Raw genomic sequence first — 22,531 nt, forward strand, 5'->3', positions numbered from 1 at the left:
GACTTTTTCAAGAAGGTTTTAATGTGAAAGAGGTAGAGAGATATGGAGAGGAGGAGTAAGGCTTCCGTTGTCAGGGGGGGGTGACGTGACAGCCATCCTCTGCCCGGTCCCGCAGAGAATGGAACGTTGTCATCCCGCTATTGGGAGAGAAATTGTGGGGAAAATGCCAAAATGATGTCCCGCCAGTTGCTCGCCCCGCTCCCCCGCAGCTCTCCCGTCGCGCCTTGCCCAGGCATGGCTTGACATGACAACACAGCCCAAAGCCCAGAAAAATTTTCTGAGTCCATGCACACTATATCCGCACCACAAGCGTTCTGCGGAATGCGTGGCAAATTATCCCGTTGCCCTCATCAGTTGAATGCCGCGATAGCATGACTCCGGGAAAACCATCATCCTGCCGGCATTGCTTGGCAGACAAGGGGTCTGCGTTACGCAAGTTGACAAACCCGGAGCGCAGGCGTTCCTGGCAGGGCTCAGAGCAAACAAGGCCCACCCAGCCGAAGCTGGCAGGCCTGTCGTACGGCAAGCCCCATGCCTGTCCCGCTGACACCCAAATCGTGAGCATCGAACTGTGCTTTCCCCCTTGCACCGGTGCATCAGCCGTGCAACTCGATTTCTCGCGGTGGCTGACGGCCCCTCGCCGCGTTGGGCAGAAGCTGCCACGACAAAAGAAAAAAAAGAATGGCTGCGCCCTGACTTGCCACAAGGACGCAGCCATCGGATCAAACAACCACCGCTCAACCGGCGGCGCGATGGTTCCCGCTGCAAACGTTCACGCCGGTGAGCAGTCGGCAAGGACGATCATTTTGCCAGCACCATCTTCTTCGTCTCCACAAAGCCGCCCTCCACTTCCAGGCGATAGTAATAAATCCCGCTGGGCACCGGCTCGCCGGCATGATTGCGACCGTGCCACATCACCGTGTGGAAGCCCGCCTCCTGCCGGCGATTCACCAGCCGGGTGACCACCTGCCCCAGGGTGTTGAAGATTGTCAGGCGCACCTGACCGGGGTGTGGCAGTTGATACTGGATGGTTGTGGAGGGATTGAACGGGTTCGGATAATTCTGACGCAGCGCAAAACTCACCGGCTGCGCCACCTCGATCTGTATCGGGCCGTGGGTGGTGACATTGCCGCCCACCTCCACTTCTTCAAGCTTGTAGAAATAGCGGTGGCCGGCATTCGCCGTTTCATCCAGGAAGGAATACTCCCCCTCCGGCTGCGGCGGCAGCAGGCTGGCATTGAGCTTGTGATACCGGCCGTCGCGTGACAAGCTGCGCAGCAAGTTGAAACCGGCGGGCTGGATCTCACCGGAAGTCTGCCAGCTCAACAGGACCCCTCTGAGATTGGCGGTGCTGGCGGAGAAGCTGAGCAGCGACACCGGCACTTTAATCAGCCAGTCGGTGGCGATGTGATCGGTGCCATCCGATACGGTGACTTTGATGGCGTTGTAACTCTCGGCGGTGATCAGGGTGTACTGTGCAGAGTCACCGCCCACCGGCCGGCCATTGCGCTCCCACATGAAGCTGAGCGGATCACCGTCTTCATCCTTCGCCTGCACGCGCAGCGTGAGACGGGCCTGCCTGCCGGGTTCGGTGAGCAGCGTGGTGTCCGGCCGGTTGGGATGCGCGTCGCCCACCGGGCTGCGGCTGATGATGCGGGGCGGCCGGTTGCGATTCAAGACTTCGAGGCGCACAATTTCAATGTCAATGCCGCCGCGATTGTCGCGAACATAAAAAGCCGGTTCATAAATCCCTGCCGCAGTGAGATTCGGCACCCAGGTGAACACCAGGGTGGCGAGGGAATCAAATGCGCTGCCGGGCGGCAGATTGCTCGCGCCAAAGCGAATGGGATCGCCATCGTCATCCCGGGCCGCCAGCTTGAATTCCACCTGCTCGCCCTCGGTCAGTCGTCGATCCGGCACATCGGTGAAAATTGGAAAATTGTTGGTGAAACCGTTGGCAACAAACTCGACTTCCGGCAGGCCGGAACGCAAAACCTTGACGCGATTGCTGCCGGGATTCGGACCGAGCGTCAAAGCCGCCGAGGCAATGCCATTACTGTCGCTGCGTGCGCCGGTGGTGGAAAGATTGGGCTGGCCGTTGAGAAAACCACCGCCCGCCGTAATGACGAAATTCACCGCTTCATCCGGCACCGGGTTGCCATAGCGATCACTCAGCTTCACCTGCAGCGGAAAGTTCAGCGGCTTTTTGACGGTGCCGCCCTGATTGTTGGTGCGGGGCACCGCCGTCATGGACGCGACCGCCGCGGCACGCGCATAAACCGTCACCGTCAGCGGTGCTATCGGAAACGTGCTTACGCGCGCGCGGATTTTTCGCGGCCCGCTCACCTGGTCAAAGATGATGGTGAAACTCACCAGGCCGCCATCCTTGCTGATGGCCTCCGGGGTGAGCAGCATGCCGGTGCCGGAAACGAGCTCGAGCTGCACGGGAATGCCGTCCACACCGTTGCCGAAACGATCGCTCACGCGAAAAGCGGTGACCGAGAGCGTGCCGCCCACCGGCGCCGAGGGCGGCGTACTGACCACGGTTTGCAGGCAGCAGGGTTGGCCGCCAATGCCGTTGGCACGAAAATCCAGCGGCGAACCTTCCAGACCTTCCGAGCTGACCCGCAGCGTGTTCAGCCCCACTTGCTCGCCCAGACGCCAGGCCACGGTGGCGAGGCCGTAAATATTGCTGCGCAGCACAGCATGGCTCACATAGCCGCCGCCAAAGGCCACGGCAAAATTCACCGGGATGTTTGCCACCGGCCGGTTGGTGGTGTCCGTCACTTTAACCGTGATCGAATCCGGCAGCTCCTCCCCGGCAATGCCGGTTTGGTCATTGCCGCCCACGCTGACCAGCTTGCGCGCCGGCCGGTTGACGGCATTGGCGGTGAGAATGATGGGAGAGTTGTTCAAACCGGCAGCCTCCGCCCAAATTTGGCTCTCGCCGGTGGTGCTGCCGAACACATAATGGGTCTCCGCGATGCCATTGGTGTTGGAGAGCACCCGCAGGCTGCGGCTGCCATCAGGAAAGCGGCCCTCCCCGGTTTTTACCGAAAAGACAACGGGATGCCCGGCAACGCCATTGCCGAAGCGGTCTTCGACTTTGACGCGCAGGGGCTCGGGCGTGGCGGCATTGAGATTGCCGGTTTGATTGTTGCCTCCGGCCAGCGACAACTGCTGCGCCGCCAGCGGCAGAAATTGCACCGTCGAGCCATTGGTGATGGCGATGCCGCTGGTGATGCGCGCGGTCACCGTTTTCGCGCCCGCACGCCGCGAGGTGAAACTGCCGGTGGTTTTGCCCTCTTTGTCGGTCTTCTTCGTTGGTTGCGAAATTTCATTCGGGCCGTTGGTGACTTCGATGATCACCGCCTGATCGGGCACGGGATTATCATACACGTCCCGCACGAAAATGGTGACCGGCATGGGCGTCACCCCATCCGCGGGCACGGCGCCGCTCGCCTGCACATAGGAAGTGACTGCGCTCGGCTTGCCGCCGGTGGCAAAGGCCACAAAGCGGAGGGGCGAATTTTTCAGGGGATTGACCCCGTCATTGGCCGCAGCCTGCACGATCTGGCTGTCAGGCAGGACGGCCGGCCCGAGGCGCAGCGTCACTTGGGCAATGCCATTGTCATTGCTCATCACCGTGGAATCGACGGCGCCGCTGCTGAATTTGCCGCCGCCGCGCACCACGGTGAAACGCACCGGGTGATTTTTCACCGCGTTGCCGTTGGCATCGCGCACGCGCACGCGGAAAGGCTGCGCCAATAACTCACCGGAGCTGCCGGTTTGCCGGTCGCCGCTTTCCGCCACCACACTGGCCGCCTTGCTCGCCTCCGCGCTCGCCACGAAACGCACCGGCGAATTCGTCAGCGGGATCGCGCCGTTGCTGGCGCGCGCCTCGACCACATTGTTGTAGCTGCCGGCTGCCGGCCCCAGCGTGAGAATGACCTGCGCCAACCCGCCGGCATTGGTCCGGACGGTATCACTGGTCTGACCATTGAGATTGCCCCCTCCTGCCGTGACTTTGAAAATCACCGCCACATTGGCGACAGCGTTGCCGTGTTTGTCCACCACCTTTGTCACAAACGGCGTCCCGAGTTGATTCCCCACCACGCCGCGCGCACTGTCCCCCGAAACCTTGGACAATGTTGCCGGCGCATCCACCTCCGCCGTGGCACTGAACTGCACCGGTGAGCCCGGCAAAACGGGATTGCTGGTCGCGGTGGCGCGATTGACCACCGGCCGGATGCCAAGCCGCCAGCGCACACGCGCCTGGCCCAGCGAATCCGTTTTTACCGTCTTCTCGGTCACCCCGCCCTCCAGCTTGCCACCGCCCTCCGTGACTTTGAACACGACCTCACGGCCGGCGATGCCTTGCGCCGCCGAATCGAGCACCACCGCGGCCAACGGGTTGGGCAGGAATTGATCAACAATGCCGCTCTGTTCGTTGCCGGCAGCCAGCTTGATTTCCTGCAAACCATAATTCACGACCGTAAAACTTTGCGGTGAACCATTGACCGGTTGATTGTTGAAGGTGGCCGAAGCGCGCACACGATTGCTGGCGCCCGGCGCCGGATCGCAGGTCAGGAAAGCCTGGGCATCACCGGCGGCGTTGGTGTTGATGGTGACTGCGGCTTTGCCGTCGAAATGTCCGTTGCCCTGTGTGATCTCGAACTTCACCGGAAAGCCGGGCAGGGCGTTGCCGTTTTCATCTTTGATGCGAATCGTCAACGGAGTCTTCAGGCGGTGTCCCGCAGAGCCGCGCTGCGCATCACCGGCAATTTTGGTGAAGGAACCGGGCGTGGCCGCGATGCCGGTGAAAATCACCGGGCTGCCGCTCAAACCGTCCGCCGAAGCCTCCACTGTGTTGGCAACGTTGGGTTGTCCGCCCAAAATCAGAGTGATCGCCGCCCGGCCGCTGGCATCGCTGGTCACCATCCTGGTCGTGCCGCCCTCCTGAAAACGGCCGCCACCCGCGGTGATTTTGAACGTGACCGCAACACCGCTCACCCCGTTGATGCCGGTGACATCGGTTACGCGCGCCACGAAGGGTTTGCTCAAAGGCTGATTCACCGAACCCACCAGATTGGTCTCCCCCTCGGCGCGCAGCAACGCCGCCGGCCCTGCCGTCACATTGGCCGTGAAACTCACGGGATTGTTCACCAGGCTGCCCACCAACGTCACGGCCTGCACTTCCTGACTGCCAACCGTGTCGCCCACCGTCCACGTGGTCGCCAGCCGGCCATTGGCATCAGTGGCGGGATAGAGCTGGACTTCATCAATGAAGAAATGCCCGCTGCCGCTGGTCTTGAATTGTAGCGGCCGGCTGCCGGCAACGCCATTGACACCAAACAGCCGATATTGCACCCAGCTCTCGCCGGTCGCCGCGGGCAGCAAATCAACCGTCTGCTGCAACAACTCACCGGTGCTGCTGCTCTGCTGCCAAACCACTTGTGCCGTGCCGCTCACCACTTTCGCCCAAAACGTCAGCACATAGTTGGTGTTTTCCGCATACTTCGGCGACTGGCTCACACCCACGCCCGTGCGCGCCGCGTTGATTTCCAGGCTGCGCAGGCCGGCTTTCGGCGCGTTGGTGGAAGTGGTGACTTCACTGGCCGTCGGCGCATTCACCAGCGACCAGGAGGCCGGCGTGGTGCCACTGACACTCTCGAAACCACCATTGCGAAAGCCGGTTTGCACGGCCAGCGTGCCGCCGCCGCGCTTCACGGTGAACTCGACCGGCACGTTGGGCACGCCCGCGTTGCTTTCCTCCAGCACCCGCACGGCGATCTTCTCCGGCAGCGTCGTGCGCACGGTGGCCGTCTGATTGTTGCCGCCGGTGCGATTCAAGCTCTTCGCAAAACCGGAAACCGCCGTGGCCTTGAACACGCGCGGGGAATTGGTGAGTGGCGTGCCGCTGTTGCTGTGACTGCGGGCTTCAACTTGATTGTCCGCCTGCCCATGTCCCAGAGTCAGTGTGGTGTAGGCCTTGCCCTCGCGATCGGTCAGGCTGGTGTAACTGCTCAAGCGGCCGTCGCCCGCAGTAATCACCCAGCTCACCGGATGCCCGGCGGTGGGATTGTTGTTGGCATCATAAACGCGCACACTGAACGGCAGCAGCAGCTCCTTGCCGGCGGTGCCGGTTTGATTGTTGTTGGTCATGTCCGCCAACCGCACCGCCGCGCCCCCGGCGGCTGTGGCGGTAAACTGCGCGGGCACCAAACTCTTGTGCCGCGCTTCAATCTTTACCTCCCCCGAAGTCTGGCCCAAGGTAACGATCGCGCTCGCCTGGCCGTTGCCGTCCGTGACAAAGCCGGGATCTTCCAGGCCGGTGGGAATGAAATTCAGATCCGAGGTGATGATGAACTTGTCGAGCCAGGTTTCCTCATAGCGCGCTTTGAACTCGAGGGTATGACGCCCGGCGGCAAAATTGAATTGGCGGGGATTGAACTGGGGATTCTCCGCCGTGCCGCTGCCGCGGCCGCTCAGGCGATTCCACGTCCACTTGTCGCTGGTTTGCCCCTGAAACACATCGTAAATCTGATCGGACCCGCCATCGACGCTGACCATCCAACTGCCGGCCGGCGCCTGATTCTTGCGGCTGCGCGTCCAAATGATGTAGGTGCCGGCTTGTGCGATATCGAAGGTGTAGGTCGCTTTGGCGTCCGCGGTGTTGCCGGCAGGATAGGTGAGATACTTGCCGCGCGCCGCCTCCGCATCATTGCGCACTTTCAGCGGCGCCTGAATTGTTCCTGACTCGGCTTCAATGCGAATATGGCCGTCGGGGGCGGGTGGAGGCGTGATCGCGGCATCACCTTTGGTCACGACAAAATCCACGGTTTTGCCCGGCGAAGGATTGGCTTCATCATCCACCAGCCTGACCACCAGCGGTTGCGGCAGGGTTGCGCCGACCGAAGCCACTTGATCATTGCCCGACACCGCCGTGATGCTGGTGGCTTCCTTGATGGGCACCGAAATCGTGATGGCATCAATGGCATTGTCCGCACCGGCGGCGTCCAGCATGAAACCGGCATAAGGCCCGTTTTCGAGCTTTTGGTTGTCGGTCAATTCCCGGTCAAACTTGCCGTTGATGAAAACCGTAAAGGCGTTGAATTGCTCGGTGATGTTGTATTCCACGCGCATGACGGTGCCCGGCCCGATTGGCCCACCGAAGGAATTCCCACCGTCGAGTTGTGTGGTGAGATTGCCGTTCTCCACGCGCCACAAAACCGTCTTGCCGGAGGAATTGTTGTGCTGAATGAAATAGCCATTCGGGCGGCTGCTGGCGTTGCTCGCCATCACCAAAATGCCGCTTTCATTGATCGGGCCGGCCACCGCGGTCGCTGCCCAGGTCAGGGAAACTTCGCGCGGATGGCGGCGGGTGCTCAATACTCCGGCTTGATAACCGGAACCATTGTTGTGAATGGCGCCATTGACGATCGCCACGCCCGCGCCCACCACCCATCCCTCTCCCAGGGCCGGGCCGGGGCGTTCGAAGTTGTCGGTATAGGCGGCCAGCAAAGCGGTGGTGCCCTGCACGACATTCGACATCTCGCCGGTGTTGCCGCCGTCATCCACTGCTTTGACGGCGAAATAGTACGTCGTGCCGCCCTGCAAACCGCTGACTTCGAGATTCTCGCGCGTGCCGGCAAGCGACGGTGGTTTGAGACCCAGGGCGCGCGTCGCCAGGTTGTAATTCGCCGCGGTGATGGCAGTGGTGGAATAGCGCACATCGTAGCTGGTGCACTGGCCGATGCTGCCGTCATCGCCGGGCGCGGTGAATTGCAGGGTCACACTTGCGGAGCTGCTGCCGAGCACGCTCAGGTCGGTGATGGTGCCGGGTGCGGCCAGATCGCTGGCGGTGGTGGCAAAGAAATCATCGACACCGTTGTTGGTGGCGCCGTTGATTTGCACACCGGCAAACAACTCGCCCGCGTTGCCCTGGCGCTTGAGGGGATCGACCAGCACGCCGTCGAACACGCCGCCGGTGGTGAGGGTGAACTTGTGGCCGTCGTTGTCGGTGGCGATTTCGACCCGAAAGAGATCGCCGGCTTTGGGTGCGGGCGCCCGCGCCGGTTCAATGTGAATCGCCGGGTTGACCGGCACGCCGTCGCGCAGCTCATGCAGCCGGATGGTGTTCTCCCCCGTGCTGCCGTTGACGTTGTGAAACACGAGATAACCATCGGCGGTGTTGGGGTCGGCGCTGTTGAGCATCACGGCCAAACCGGTGAAGGCACGGCCGACTTCATCGCTGTTGGCGCCATATTTGAACTCGACAATGCGCGGATTGGTCATCTCTTTGGGAATCGCCAGGAAGTGGTCCCAGGCATCGACGCTGGAAGTATTGACCAGCTCGTTGTTCCTGATTTGCATCGCGCTGTGGAAGGCCCATTTGCTCCCCAAACCCGGGCCGCTGCGGTTGAAGTTGTCCTGAAACTCCCGCACCACCTGCGGCGCGTGATTCTTGCGAATCTCCTCGTACCACACCTGGGCAATCACGTCATAGCCGGCATCATTGGGATGCACATTGTCGAACATGCGCGTGCTCTGCCAGTTGGGATCCGCGAGAAAGCGCGTATTGAGATCCACCAAAAAAATCTTCACCCCCTGTGTGCGCTTGCTGGCGACCAGATCCGGCAGCAGGGCGTTGAGCTCTTCGATCTCGCTTTGATGGCTGTCCTTGCGCGGCAACAACGTCGCCAGATAGATTTCGATGAGGCCGTTGAACTGGAAAATATTGTCGATGATTTCGCCGATTTCGGCATGCGTGCTGGTGACCCCCTGATTTTGGCTGAGATCATTGGTGCCGATCAGCAGCAGCACCAAATTGGCGGGGTTTCGCTGCAAATAATCCTTGACATTGTCACGAATTTGATCGGCGCGGTAACCGCCATGACCTTCGTGCTGAATGTCCGGGAATCCGCTGCCGCCGCTCAGGCTGCCGACAAAGTCGAACGCGATGCCCTCGTTGGTGAGGCGGGTGTAAAGGCCGCTGCGATAGGCGGCGGCATTGGAAGAACCGTCACCGTCGGTGATGGAGTCACCCAGCGGCATGATCTTCAACTGGCCGTGGGCTGTGGCGGCGAACAGCAACCCGGCCGCCAGCGCCAGGCGCAGGCGCCGGCCGGCCGGGTGAAATTTTTCAAGGTGAGTCTCGCGGAGGTGAGCAAAAATGGATAACAGGACGGGAATCCAAGACGTGCTCACAATGTCATCTCCTGGGGTAAAATCTCCTGTCGGCTCCGCCTTCGCCGGCGGAAACGACACCGGCAAACCACTCATTTTTGCCTGAGTGTCGGGGCCCTGGCACCTCGCCCGGGCATGGGGGAAGCCGCGGGTCTTGCACTGAGAATCCTGTGCAGGATTCCGCACCCCGCCCGGAGTCTCGAGGATTTCCTGCGAATTCGGACAGGACGCTGAGTCTGTCACACGATTCACCGGCAGGGCTTGCCACGCAGCCACTTCTGCCGGGCAAGGCAACCGCGCACGAAGCTGATTTCTGAGGGTGAGGGGCAAACACCGGAATGCACGGCGGCAACCCGGCGCCTGCGCCTCACATGCCTTTGGCGTTTGGCAGATGCTGACCGCACGCCAATCCAGCGGAAATTTTGCTGGGGCAGCCGGGTCAGGCGCTTTGCCTGGCCGGTCAGATGACGCTATTTTGCCAGCACCATCTTTTTCGTCATCACAAAACCCTCCGCCTCCAGACGGTAGTGATAAATGCCGCTTGGCACGGGATTGCCATTGCGATCACGGCCGTCCCACACCACGGTATGAAAGCCGGCGGGTTGCTCGCGATGCACCAACAGCCTGACGAACTGGCCCAGGGCGTTGTAGATCACCAGCCGCACCTGTGCCGGCCGCGGCAGTTGATATTGAATGTTGGTGCTGGGATTGAATGGGTTCGGAAAATTCTGGCGCAGTGCAAACTCGGTGGGCACCGCGGCTTCGATTTGAATCGGACCATGCGTGGTCACGTTGCCGGTGGCATCGACATCTTCGAGTTTGTAGAAGTAGCGGCTGCCCGCAGTGATGTCGGTATCGACGAAGGAATACTCACCGTCGGGCCGCGGCGGAATCAGCCCGCGATTGAGCTTGCGGTAGCCGCCTTCGCGCGTCACGCTGCGCAGGAGGTTGAAACCGAGGTTCTGGCTCTCGCCGCCGGTGCGCCATTCCAGCTTGACACCGTTTCCGCCGTTCGCGCTCGCCGAAAAACTGATCAACACCACCGGCACTTTGATCTGCCAGTTTTCAACCACTTGATCGAACCCGTCTGAAATCGTGACGCGCACGTGGTGAAACACCGGCACGCCCACGAAACGATAGCTGGGGGCATCGCTACCCACCGGCACACCGTTTTGCTCCCAGGCGTAATGCAACCGATCACCGTCGGGATCTTCCGCCACCACACGCATGGTGAAGCGCGCCACGCCGGTGGAATCCACCACCACCGTGGAATCCATGCCGTTACGGTCGGGCAGGCGGTCGGGAATGCGGCTGATCACTACCGGCGGCCGGTTGGTGTTCTTCACGGTAATGCGCACGGCCTCGATGTCCACCCCGCCCTTGCCATCGCGCGCATAGAACAACGGTTCATAAACCGGGCCGTTGTTGTGGGTGTTGAAGTCGGTGCGCCAGGTGAAAAAGCGGGTGTTGAGTGAATCGAAAACCGCGCCGGGGGGCAAATTCGAGGCGCCGTAACTGATGGGATCGCCGTCATCGTCGGTGGCGCGCAAGCTGAATTCCACGGTTTGATTTTCAAAAACCACCAGATCCGGCACATCCATGAAAATCGGAAACTTGTTGATGTAACCGGTGGCTTTGAACTCGACATTCGACAAACCGGGTTTGATGGCCACCGCCTGATTGAGGCCGGGCGAGGCGCCCAGCGTCAGGACCGTTTGCGCGATGCCAAAGGTGTCGCTCAACACCGAGATGCTGGGCAGGCCGTTGAAATTGCCGCCCCCGCCGGTGATCACGAAACTCACCGCCTCGTTGGGCGTGGGGTTGCCGTAACGATCCAGCAGCTTCACCTGCAGCGGAAAATTGAGCGGGCGGTTGATGGTTCCGCCCTGGTTGTTGGTGCGCGGCACGGCGCTCATGCTCACCACCGCCGAGGGTTTGACATAAACCTGCAACAACAGCGGCGAACCGGTCAAACCCGGTGCACTCGCCCGCACCGTGCGAAAACCACTGACATTGTCGCTGTTGTTCAGACGGGTGCTGGCGATGCCGCCATTGCTGGTGTAGCTCTCCGTGGCGGTCAGACTGCCACTGCCCTCGACCAATTCAAAGGTGACCTTCTGCCCGTCGACGCCGTTGCCGTTGCGGTCACTCACCTTCACGCGAATCGGATCCGAAAGACCGCCCACATAACCGTTGACCACGCCGCCGAAAGTTGTCAGACAACAGGCCTGGCCGCCAGTGCCGTAGGCCGAGAAATCAATCGGAGAGCCTTGCAATCCCTCCGCGCTCACGCGCAGCGTGTTCAAGCCGGCCTGATCTCCCAGCCGCCAGGCGACCTTGGCCTCGCCAAAGACATTGGAATTCACCACCGGTCGATTGACGCTGCCGCCGCCAAAAGCAATGGTGAAGTGCACCGGGACACCGAAAACCGGCCGGCCGTTGGCGTCCGTCACGCGCACCGCAATCGAGTCACGCAGCACTTCCCCCGCCACGCCGGTCTGTCCTTCCGTGCCGGTGGGGCCGTTGCCGCCAACGTACTCCAGTTTGCGCGCCGGATTGTCCTCCGTGTTTTCAATGAAAATCACCGGGGAATTGTCGAGGTTGGCGGATTCGGCATAGACCTGGCTTTCCCCCGGACTGGCACCGCCGATAAAGTAGGCGCGTGCAATGCCCGCCTCATCCGAGAACACCTGCACCCCGGGCGAGCCGCCAAACATCCGGCCATTGCCACGCTTCACCACAAACGTCACCGGATGGTTCGGCACGCCGTTGCCGAAGCGGTCGGAAATCTTCACGGACAGCGGCTCACGCACCGCTGCATTGACGTTGCCTTTTTGATTGTTGCCGCCGCGCAGCGCCATCTGCTGCGCCGCCAGCGGGGTGAAAGTAACCGTGGCGCCGGCGGTGATCGCAATGCCGCTGGGAATGCGCGCGGTCACCACTTTCTCGCCGGAACGCGTCGAGGTAAAACTGCCGGTGGTGATGCCGTTGCTGTTGGTCACCTGCACCGGCTGTGTGATGTCATTGGGGCCGTTGGTCACTTCGATGATGACACTCTCCCCCTTCACCGGATTGCCGAAGCAATCGCGGACGTAAATTGTCACCGGCACCGGCGTCACGCCATCCGCCGGGTTCCGGCTCGCTGCGGTGGTCACGAAGGATTTGCCGTCACACGGCCGGCCGGGGGTGGCATACGCCACAAACTTGATCGGTGAACCAAGAAGATCGCCGGTGATGCCATCATTGGCGGTGGCCTGCACGAGCTGGCTGTCGGGCTTGATCACGCCGCCCAGACGATATTGGATGCGCGCCACGCCACTGGCATTGGTGACGACCGTCGTGTCTTTGCTTCCGCTGGGATGGAAGCCGCCGCCGCCGTGCTTGACGCTGAACTGCACCGGATGCCCCTCCACGCCATTGCCGTCCTTGTCGTTGATGCGCACGCGGAAAAACTCCGACAACAAGTCACCGGCACGGCCGCTCTGCCCCGACCCGCCGTTGTTGACGATGGTCACGGCGCGGCTGGCCGTCGCCGAAACGCGAAAGCGCACCGGTGAATTCTTCAACGGCACGGAGCCGTTCCTGGCTTCGGCTTCGACCACGTTGTTGAGCAGCCCGGCAGTGGTGCCCAGCGTGAGCGTCACCTGCGCCTTGCCCTCGGTATTCGTCACCCGCTTGAGGCTTTGCTGACCCTCGAGATTGCCGCCGCCGCTCTTGACCGTGAAGGTCACCTCTATCCCCTGGATACCATTGCCATGCTTGTCGGTCACCTGCGCGACCAACGGTGTCGGCAAGGGATTGCCGACCACGCCCTTGCTGCTGTCGCCACCGGCTTTCACCAGAATTTCCGGCGGCCCAACTTTGGCGATGGCCTTGAACAGCATCGGCGAACCCTGCAAGTTGGCGGGATTGCTGGTGGCGGTCACGCGATTCTCAACGGGTTTGGTGCCCAAGCGATACGGCATGCTGGCAAATCCGCTGCTGTCCGTCTTCACGGTCTTCTGCGTGAGGTTGCCCTCGAGTTGCCCCTCGCCGGCAGTGACTTTAAAGGTCACCTCCTGATTGGCGATCCCCTTGCCGGCCGAATCCCGGATCGACACTTTGAACGGCTCTGCCAGCAACTCGCCCACCACCCCCTCCTGATTGTTGCCGCTCTCCAGCTTGATGCGGTTCAAACCTTGCGAGCGAATGCTGAAGCTCTGCGGCGAGCCGGAAACCGGCTGACCATTCACGCTGGCGCTTGCCTTGATGCGATTGAGCGCACCGGGAATCGGGCCGCATTTGAACGGCGCGCGCGCCACCCCATCGGCCTCGGTGTTGAGCGTGATCGTGCTTTTGCCGTTGATCGTGCCGCCTCCCTCCAAAACTTCGAACAGCACCGGATAGCCGGAAATGGCCCTGCCACTGGCGTCGGTGATGCGAAGCGCAAGCGGCGCATTGGTCAGATAACCGGCGGAGCCGCGCTGGTTGGCGCCACCGGCAATCTCAAACCTGGCCGGCACCGCTGCCACCGCGGAAAAGGTCAGGGGACTGCCCGCCAAACCCGCCGCAGAGGCTTCAACCGTGTTGGTGGCGCCATTCTGCGGACCAAGCGTCAGCGTCACAGCGGCCAGACCATCTGCGCCGGTAGCGCGCGTCAGCGTGGTCACGCCACCTTCGAGTTTGCCGTTGCCGGCGATGACTTTGAACGTCACATTGACTCCGGAGACAACATTGATGCCCGTCACATCCGTCACTTTCACCACAAACGGCTGGTTGAGTGGTTGATTGGCGGAGCCAACCTGGCCGTCGCCACTGGTGGGGCTGTTTTTCGCCAGCGTGGCGGCCGGTCCGGCTTTGGCGGTGGCGGTGAAAGCGAGCGGGGAACCGGAGAGGTTGGCACTGCCGGCCAAAGCGCGCGCCCGCACCTCCTGCGTGCCGGCAGTATCGCCCAGCGTCCAGGTGGCTGTCAGCTCGCCGTTGCTGTCAGTGCTGCTGGTGATCTTGACGTCATCGATCAGGAAATTGGCGGCGCCGGAAGAACGAAAGATCAGGGCGCGCTCGCCCGCCTGGCCGTTGGTCGCGGCGGCCAAATATTTCACCCAACTGTTGCCGGTGCCCGAAGGCAAAATATCGATGACCCGTTCGGAGATATTGCCGTTGGCATCGTTTACCCGCCAGACGACACGGGCGGTGCCGCTCAACACTTTGGCGTAGAAGGACAGGGTGTAGTTGGTGTTGGCGGCATATTCGAAACTCTGGCTTACACCCACGCCGGTGCGGCTGGTGTTGATTTGCAGGCTGCGATTGCCACTGCGCGGAGAGGACGTGCTGAGCGAAACTTCATTGCCGGTGGGAGCGCCTTCCAGCGTCCAATTCGCCGGCAAGCTGCCGGTGAAGCTTTCAAAACCGGGATTGCGCAGCGTCGGCTGCAAGCTCACCGTTCCGCCGCCGCGTGCGACCTCCCATTCCACCGAAAACCACGACACGCCCGCGCCGCCGGCATCGGCCACTTTGGTCACCACCGGTTGCGGCAACCTGGTGCGCACCTGCGCACTTTGGTTGTTTCCGGACACGCGTGTGATCGAGGCAGCGAGCCTGGCATTGGCGGTGGCGGTGAACACCACCGGTGAGCCGGCCAGCGCAAGACCGCTGGCATTGTGGCTGCGCGCCTCCACGCGGTGATTGGCCTGAACGCTGCCCAGCGTCAGCGTGGTGGTCGCAACGCCATTCAGATCGGTGACGCTGGTATAGCTGCTCAACCTGCCCTCCCCTTCCAGCACCACCCAACTCACCTGATGCCCGGCGACCGGGTTGTTATTGGCATCCCGCACCGTCACGGAAAACGGCTTCGGCAGGGCCTGTCCGCCGGGACCGGTTTGGTTGTTGCCGTTGTTGGTGGCGGTGATTTCCATACGTGCCGCCGCGCCGCCCGTGGCATTGAGGGTGAAGCGTGCCGGCGGCAACGAACCATGGGTGGCATCGACAAAAAATTGGCCCGCCCTGTTGCCGAGCTTCACTTCCGCCCGCGCCTTGCCTTCACTGTCGGTTACGAAGCCGGTGTCTTCGGTGCCCTCCGGGATGAAATTGACGTCACGCGTGATGATAAACTTGTCCAGCCAGGCTTCGGCATAGCGCACGCGAAACTCGATGGTGTGGGTGCCGGGGGTGAATTCAAAAAAACGCGGGTTAAATTGCGGGTTTGTGCCCCGCGTGATGTCATTGCCGCGATCGGAGAGCTTGTCCCACGTCCAGGTGTTGATTACCTGTCCTTTGAAGACATCATAAATGAACACGTCGAGATTATCGACCTTGATGTCCCAACTGACGGGGGCGCCATAGTTGTTCAGACTGCGGGTCCAGATGTAGTAGGTTCCCGCTTCCTGGATTTGGAAGGTGTAAACCGCCTTGGCATCCTGACTGTTGCCGGAGGGATAGTTGATGTACTTGCCGCCGGAAGCTGCCGCATCTGTCCGGATCGTGAGCGGCGCCTGCAAATTGCCGGATTCGGCTTCAATGCGCAGGTTGCCATCGGGTGAGGGCGGCGCGGAAAGCACGGCCATTTCCGCCGGCGACACGGTAAAATCGACGCGCTGGCCGGGCACGGGGTTGCTGTCTTCATCGGTGAGCGCCACCACCAACGGCTCGGGCAGTGACTGGCCGACAGAGGCAATCTGGCCGTCACCGGAATCAATACGCAGGCTGGTGGCCGGTTTGACCGGATATGCCATCACGATCTCGCCGATGGTGGCAGTGGGATTGCCGCCGTTGAGCATGAAGCCGGCAAAGCTGCCGCTCTCGCGTTTCAAATCATCGGCAAATTCCCGGTCAAAATGGCCATCCACCGTGACTTCGAAAATGTTGGAGGTTTCCGCAACCGTGATCTTGACGGTCATCACCGAGCCGGCGGTCGCCAGGCCGCTGTATTGTGACAGGCCGCCGCCGATTTGCTCCAACTCGCCGTTGGCTTTGACATGCCACAGGTTGGTGCGGCCGCCGTTGACGTTTTCGCGCTGAATCAAGTAGCCGGAGGCCGTGCTGCTGCCGCTGCTGGCCATCACGAAAATGCCGGTGTGCTGAATCGCTTCCGGAGTGGCGGTGGGGCCCCATTTCATCGTGACTTCCTGCGCGTTGCGCCGGGTCTTGAGCACCGCCCGCTCCCAGCCGAAAGCAGGGCTGGTGTTTTTCACTTCGCCGCCAACAATTTGGAGATTGGTGCCGGCGGCCCAATCAGCGCCCAGGCCGGGGCCGGCGCGTTCGAAATCATCCTTTATAGTCGAGAGCAGGGCAGTGGAACCCTGCACGACATTGGAGATCGGCGAGGCATTGTTGGCCTCGTCGAGCACTTTGAGAGCGAAGAAATAGGATTTGCCTGTGCTCAGGCCGGAGACGGTGACCCGCTGCACCGTCCCCGCGGGCGCGGGCTGATCGGTGACATTGGCGGGGGTGGCGCTGGTGAAATTGGCTTCCGTGATGGTGGCGTTCGAGTAGCGGACGTCATAGCGGCTGGCGACACCCGAGTTGCCGTCATCACCAGTGGCGGTGAACTCGAGCGTCAAAGTGGTCGAGCTGGCTCCGACCACACTCAAGTTGGTGATAGCCGCGGGCGGCACCATGTCCGAGGGTGTACTCAACGAGACAAAATCCACCCCGTCATTGGTATTGCCGTGGATTTGAACGCCGGCATACAGGACGGCGTTGTTGCCCGCCACTTTGTTGGGATCGAGCAGGATGCCATCGAAAGTGTTGTTGATGTAAACGGTAAATTTGTGCCCGGAGGCGTCGCTGTCGAGTTCAACGCGCAACGTGTCACCGATCTTGGGCGGTGGCGCCAGTGCCGCCTGATCCACAATCGCCGGCGTCTGCGGCACGCCGTCGAAGAGCTCGAACAGTTTCAAGCGTTCGCCGTTGTGCACGACGAGGTAGCCTTTGGTGGTTTTGTAATTGGTGGTGCTCAAGCGCACCGCGGCGCCGGTGAAGGCGCGGCCCAGGCTGTCGGAGCGGTTGCCAAACACCAGTTTGACCACGGTGGGATTGGTGAAGACCTTGGCGATGGCGAGAAAGCCGTTCCATTGATCCACCGTCGAAGTGTTCACCAACTGGTTGTTCTGAATCTGCATGGCCTCGTGGGCATCCCAGTTGCCGCCCAGCGAGGGTCCGGTTCGGTTGAAGGTGTCTTTGAACTCCTCCACCTGAATCACCGGAGGCGTGGACGCTGAAGACTGCGCGTAAACCACGCGGCAGAAACAGCCGCAGACAAGCAGAAGGAAGCAGAGAATCGCCAAACGTGGACAGACAAACCACCGGCGGCAAAATGGCAGAACACAGGCAGACGCGCCTGCTCGCAGGATCCAAGTTGCTCTCACGATGCAGCACTCCAGATGTTGATGCCCTCGAATCGTCAAGAAAGCTCGAAAGGTTTGACGCGGCCGCCCTCACGCAAGGCTCATGCCAGATGGCATGAGTCGATCCGCGCGCCGGCGTGCACGGCGCACACCGCGATAATCACGCTTTGTCGCTAGCCGGGCTTGGCAAATCTGCCGGCAGAAATCCGTTGCGAGATTGGTGGGGCGCCGCTGCAACACCCAACCGGCCGCTGCTCCCTGGCGCGAAAGATGAAATGACATGCGCCCCTTACGGCAGAAAGCGCAGGGAAGATGGCATTGATTTGTTTCACCACGGACACTGTTTCAGAGGCAAACACGGCTTTAATTCGAGTCTGTCAGGCTGGCTAAGCATGCCGCCGGCATCTGGCAGTATGTACCGACTTGCACCAAAGCTGCGGACAGGCAGCGCCTTGTACGGCTGACAGATGACCGGCAGTGCCGGATGGGTGAAGCACCACGCGGCGCTCTCATGCTGCCCCGGCAGCCCGGCCGTGGGGAGTTGTTCTTTCGGTGGGAGGATTTGGACTGAGCGAAAGAGGTATGGCGGAGTTCAAAAACACGAACGCCGCACGCTCCCGCCAGGGAACATGCGGCGTTGCAGTCGCTGGGCAATACCCGCCGGACTCAGGCGTCGGCCATCGTGCTTTCCAAATCGGCCATGTTGATGTTTTGGCCCAACAGGCGCGGTCCATCCTTGAAGAGGACTTCAATGCGGGTGTTGTTGTGGATTTTGGTGATGACACCGATGCCGAAGGAACGGTGCCGGATGGCCTTGGTTTCCGTGAAATCGTCCGCGCTGGTGTAGTCTTTGACGTCGTTTTCGGAGATCTCCGCCATCAGGGAATCATAATCCTTCTTGCGGCGTGTGGCCCTGGGGGCGGTCTTTTTCACGCTGTCCTTTGCAGCGGCGCTTTTGTCGCGATAAATGTGTTCACTCTTGCAGTCGTTGCACATCACGCGCGCGATGCTGCCGTCCTTTTTGACTTTGATGATGGTATGTAAGGTGTCGGTTTTGCACTTGCCGCAGCGAGTTTCGATTTCCCGACCAATAAGCTGGTCAGCAGAGGTTTTGGGCATGGTATGGAACGTCTCCTTCAAAGAGTGGGTCGACTGCCGGGGTTTGCACCATCACTCGAATTCGGCGGCAAAATAGGATTTATTTTTGCAAAATACAAGTGTTTGATTGAACAATTTCGCCGCGCAACCAGCACCCGCCCGGGCAGCCAGCCATGCAAGGGCGCGCGCCAACGCAGTGGCCAGACGGGTTCTCCCGTGCCAGGCAGCTCGCGACACACCGTTGGCGGGCTTGCGCTTCAATCTTAAATTTGCTATCATCCGCCCACTTTCAATCAAAAGTGGCCTGCACGGGCCCGCTGGCGTCTGCGGCAGGACTCACCCTGAAAGATGAAGGGAGAAAAAGTGGCCGTGAATCTCATTCACAGCTCCGAGAACAGACAAGCTCCTGAAATCCCGCCCAAAGACCTCGACCGTCTGCTGCATGGCGATCATCATGATCCTTATTCCATTTTGGGGCCGCACCCCGTCACGCTCGCCGAGGGCCCGGGCTTGATCATTCGCGTGTTTGCCCCCGAGGCGGAAACCGTGAAGGTCGTCGATCTCGAGAGCGGCGCCACCACGGCGATGAGCAAGGTCAACGACATGGGGTTTTTCACGGCGTTCTTCCCCGACCGCACCGGCCGCTTTCGCTATGAGCTGGAAATCATCAACCACTACGGCCAGCTCCGCCGCGCTGCGGATCCCTATGCCTTTTCTCCCATCCTCACCGATTTCGATCTCCATCTCTTTGCCGAAGGCAACCACTGGAACATTTACAACAAGCTGGGTGCACACGTGATGACGGTCGAGGGCGTGGCGGGTGTGCATTTCGCCGTCTGGGCGCCGGCCGCGCGGCGCGTGAGCGTCATCGGCAATTTCAACAACTGGGACGGCCGCCGCCATCCCATGCGTGTGCATCTCACCGGCGTCTGGGAAATTTTCATCCCCGGCCTGCAGGCCAACGAGCTGTACAAGTTCGAGATCAAGACCCGCGAGGGCCACCTGCGCATTAAGAGCGATCCCTATGCCTTCGCCGGCGAGCTGCGCCCCAACAATGCCTCAATCGTGACCGCACGCAACCAACACCAGTGGCAGGATCAGGACTGGATGGCGGCGCGCCGGGAAACGCTCTGGCTCGACCGCCCCATGTCAATCTACGAAGTCCATCTCGGCTCCTGGAAACGCAAAGGCCCCGGCGAAAACGACTGGTACTCCTACCGCGAAATCGCGCCAGAGTTGGCCGCCTACGTCAAGGACATGGGCTACACCCATGTCGAACTGATGCCGCTGATGGAGCATCCCTATGACCCCTCCTGGGGCTATCAAGTCACCGGCTATTTTGCCGTGACCCGCCGCTACGGCCTGCCCGAGGATTTTGCCTATTTCGTCGATGTCATGCACCGCAACAACATCGGCGTGATCATGGACTGGGTGCCGGCGCACTTCCCCAAAGATGACTGGGCCCTGCGCTGGTTCGACGGCACCGCGCTTTACGAGCATCTTGACCCGCGCCTGGGCGAACATCCCGACTGGGGCACGCTCATCTTCAACTATGGCCGCAACGAAGTGCGCAACTTTCTCATCGCCAGCGCCCTGTTCTGGCTGGAGGAATATCACATCGACGGCCTACGCGTCGACGCCGTGGCCTCCATGCTCTATCTGGATTATTCCCGCAAAGAAGGTCAGTGGCTGCCCAACAAATTCGGCGGCCGCGAAAACCTCGAAGCCATCGCATTCATCAAAACGCTCAACGAAGTGGTGCACGAGCGCTTTCCCGGCGCCATCACCATCGCCGAGGAATCCACCGCCTGGCCGATGGTGTCACGCCCCACTTACCTCGGCGGTCTGGGCTTCACTTTCAAATGGAACATGGGCTGGATGAACGATTTCCTGCGCTACATGCGGGAAGATCCCATTCACCGCAAGTACCACCAGAATCTCATCACCTTTTCGCTGTATTATGCCTTTTCGGAAAACTTCATCCTGCCGCTCTCCCACGACGAGGTGGTGCACGGCAAGCGTTCGCTGCTCGACAAGATGCCGGGCGACCTCTGGCAAAAGCTGGCCAATTTTCGCGTGGCGCTCGGCTACATGTACGGTCATCCCGGCAAAAAACTCACCTTCATGGGCAGCGAGTTCGGGCAATGGTGGGAGTGGAATCACGCGGACTCGCTGCAGTGGCATTTGCTCGAAACGGAATATCACCGCCAATTGCAGCGCTATGTCAAAGATCTCAACGCGCTCTACCGCCGGGAGCCGGCGCTTTATGAAATCGACTACTCCTGGGAGGGTTTCCAGTGGATCGACTTTCAGGACTTCGATGCCAGCCTGATCTCCTTTCTGCGGCGCGGCAAAAACCCCGATGAGGTGCTGATCTTTGCCTGCAATTTCACCCCGGTCCCGCGGCCCAACTACCGCATCGGTGTGCCCTTCCTCACCTGCTATCAGGAAATCCTCAACAGTGATTCCGCACATTACGGCGGCAGCAATGTCGGCAATGCCGGAGAGGTGCACGCGCAGCAGCAGCCGCATCACAATCAGCCTTACTCAATGGAAATCACTTTTCCACCGCTCGCGGTGCTGGTGTTCAAGGGCCGGCGCGAGAGGGCGGTGTAGCTCCATCTGCAGAACGGATGGAACCTGAATTTTGCCGGCGGGCTTGCCCTTGCCCGGAAGAAATGGCGTGTGTGAAGTACCCCCCGACTGGAGTTAACAGCATATTTGCCTGCAAAATTTTTGTACCCCACCCCCTGGGTGGTTGGGCATCGTGATCCAATCGGCGTTCCCTGCTGATGGGATCAATCTGGGTGCAAAATTCAGGTAGAAACTTTCCAGGGCGCTGCCCTTCGCTTTCAATTCGTCACCGGGGCGGGACGGGATGACGGCGTCGGGATCACACCCCAAAAACTTCCACCGAAAGCAGAACGCCCGCAAAAAAACAACGGGTATGCCGCTCTCGCAAAGCAAAGAACTCACGCGACAGGCCGGGTTGCGGGTTACGGATTCGGGCGGGTTCGCCGGTATATCTCTGGCCGTTCATGCCAGCCACACGCCATTCCAACTTTGAAAGGACGTCAATGAACGAAATTTTGGTTGCGGTAGTCCTTGGCATCGTCGAGGGGCTGACCGAGTTTCTGCCGGTCAGTTCCACCGGGCATCTCATCCTGGTGGGCAACTGGCTGCAATTCACCGGCGAAAAAGCCAACACGTTTGAAATCTTCATCCAGCTCGGTGCCATCATCGCAGTGTTGATTTACTTTCGTGATCGCATTTGGCGGCTGGTGAGCGCCATTTGGGGAAAGCCGGCGCCCGGCGGCGGGCTGACGACCGAACAGGCCCGGCGTTTCGCCGCGGGTGTGATGCTTGCCTTCGTACCCGCCGCGATTCTGGGATTCTTTCTGCACGACCTGATCGAGGAGTTGCTATTCAACCCTAAAACCGTGGCCGCGGCGTTGATCGTCGGCGGGGTCGGCATCATTCTGATCGAACAGTTGCACCTGCGCGTGAAAGTGGAAACAATGGAGGAGATCACCCGGGCACAGGCGCTGGGCATCGGCCTGGCGCAGTGTCTGTCACTGATCCCCGGCATGTCGCGCTCGGCCTCGACCATCATGGGCGGCCTGGTGCTGGGTTTGAGTCACGCCGCGGCAGCGGAGTTTTCGTTTTTTCTCGCCATCCCCACCATTTTTGCCGCCACGCTCTACAGTCTGGCGAAACGCTTCACCCTGCTGACTGCCGATGACGCCGTCATTTTTGCGGTTGGCTTTCTCGTCTCCCTGCTGGTGGCCTGGTGGGTGATCGCCGCCTTTATGGCGTTTATCAAGAAACACAGCTTCGAGGCCTTCGGCTGGTATCGCATCGTGCTCGGCTTCGTGATTTTGGGCATGCTGTTGTGGCAAAGTTGAGGGCAAGGTGGCGCC

General features: G+C 60.8%; 5 protein-coding genes. 2 read left to right on the forward strand and 3 right to left on the reverse strand.

What is annotated here, in order from left to right; genetic code table 11:
* Positions 1-801: 801 nt before the first annotated feature.
* The 3 genes from ONB52_15710 to ONB52_15720 all read right to left on the reverse strand — a co-directional run bounded on the left by ONB52_15710 (position 802) and on the right by ONB52_15720 (position 18,632).
* Positions 802-9,210 (reverse strand): Ig-like domain-containing protein, encoded by an 8,409-nt coding sequence (locus ONB52_15710; protein ID MDZ7417584.1) that lies wholly within the window; start codon positions 9,208-9,210, stop codon positions 802-804.
* A gap of 449 nt (positions 9,211-9,659) precedes the next feature.
* Positions 9,660-17,360: an Ig-like domain-containing protein gene (locus ONB52_15715; GenBank protein ID MDZ7417585.1), complete on the reverse strand. Its 7,701-nt coding sequence runs from the start codon at positions 17,358-17,360 to the stop codon at positions 9,660-9,662.
* 819 nt (positions 17,361-18,179) lie between these two features.
* Positions 18,180-18,632 (reverse strand): hypothetical protein, encoded by a 453-nt coding sequence (locus ONB52_15720; protein ID MDZ7417586.1) that lies wholly within the window; start codon positions 18,630-18,632, stop codon positions 18,180-18,182.
* Positions 18,633-18,980: 348 nt separating this feature from the next.
* Here ONB52_15720 and glgB point away from each other — a divergent pair, with 348 nt between their 5' ends.
* Positions 18,981-21,227: a 1,4-alpha-glucan branching protein GlgB gene (glgB, locus tag ONB52_15725; protein MDZ7417587.1), complete on the forward strand. Its 2,247-nt coding sequence runs from the start codon at positions 18,981-18,983 to the stop codon at positions 21,225-21,227.
* A gap of 461 nt (positions 21,228-21,688) precedes the next feature.
* The gene (locus tag ONB52_15730; protein MDZ7417588.1) at positions 21,689-22,516 is read left to right on the forward strand and encodes an undecaprenyl-diphosphate phosphatase; all 828 of its coding nucleotides are present in this window, start codon (positions 21,689-21,691) and stop codon (positions 22,514-22,516) included.
* Positions 22,517-22,531 lie beyond the last annotated feature (15 nt).

The organism is candidate division KSB1 bacterium (assembly GCA_034506255.1).
Lineage (GTDB): Bacteria > Zhuqueibacterota > Zhuqueibacteria > Zhuqueibacterales > Zhuqueibacteraceae > Coneutiohabitans > Coneutiohabitans thermophilus.

Coding starts and splice junctions, on each gene's coding strand:
- ONB52_15720 (MDZ7417586.1), bottom strand. CDS start 18,632: ATGCCCAAAACCTCTGCTGACCAGCTTATTGGTCGGGAAATCGAAACT.
- ONB52_15730 (MDZ7417588.1), top strand. CDS start 21,689: ATGAACGAAATTTTGGTTGCGGTAGTCCTTGGCATCGTCGAGGGGCTG.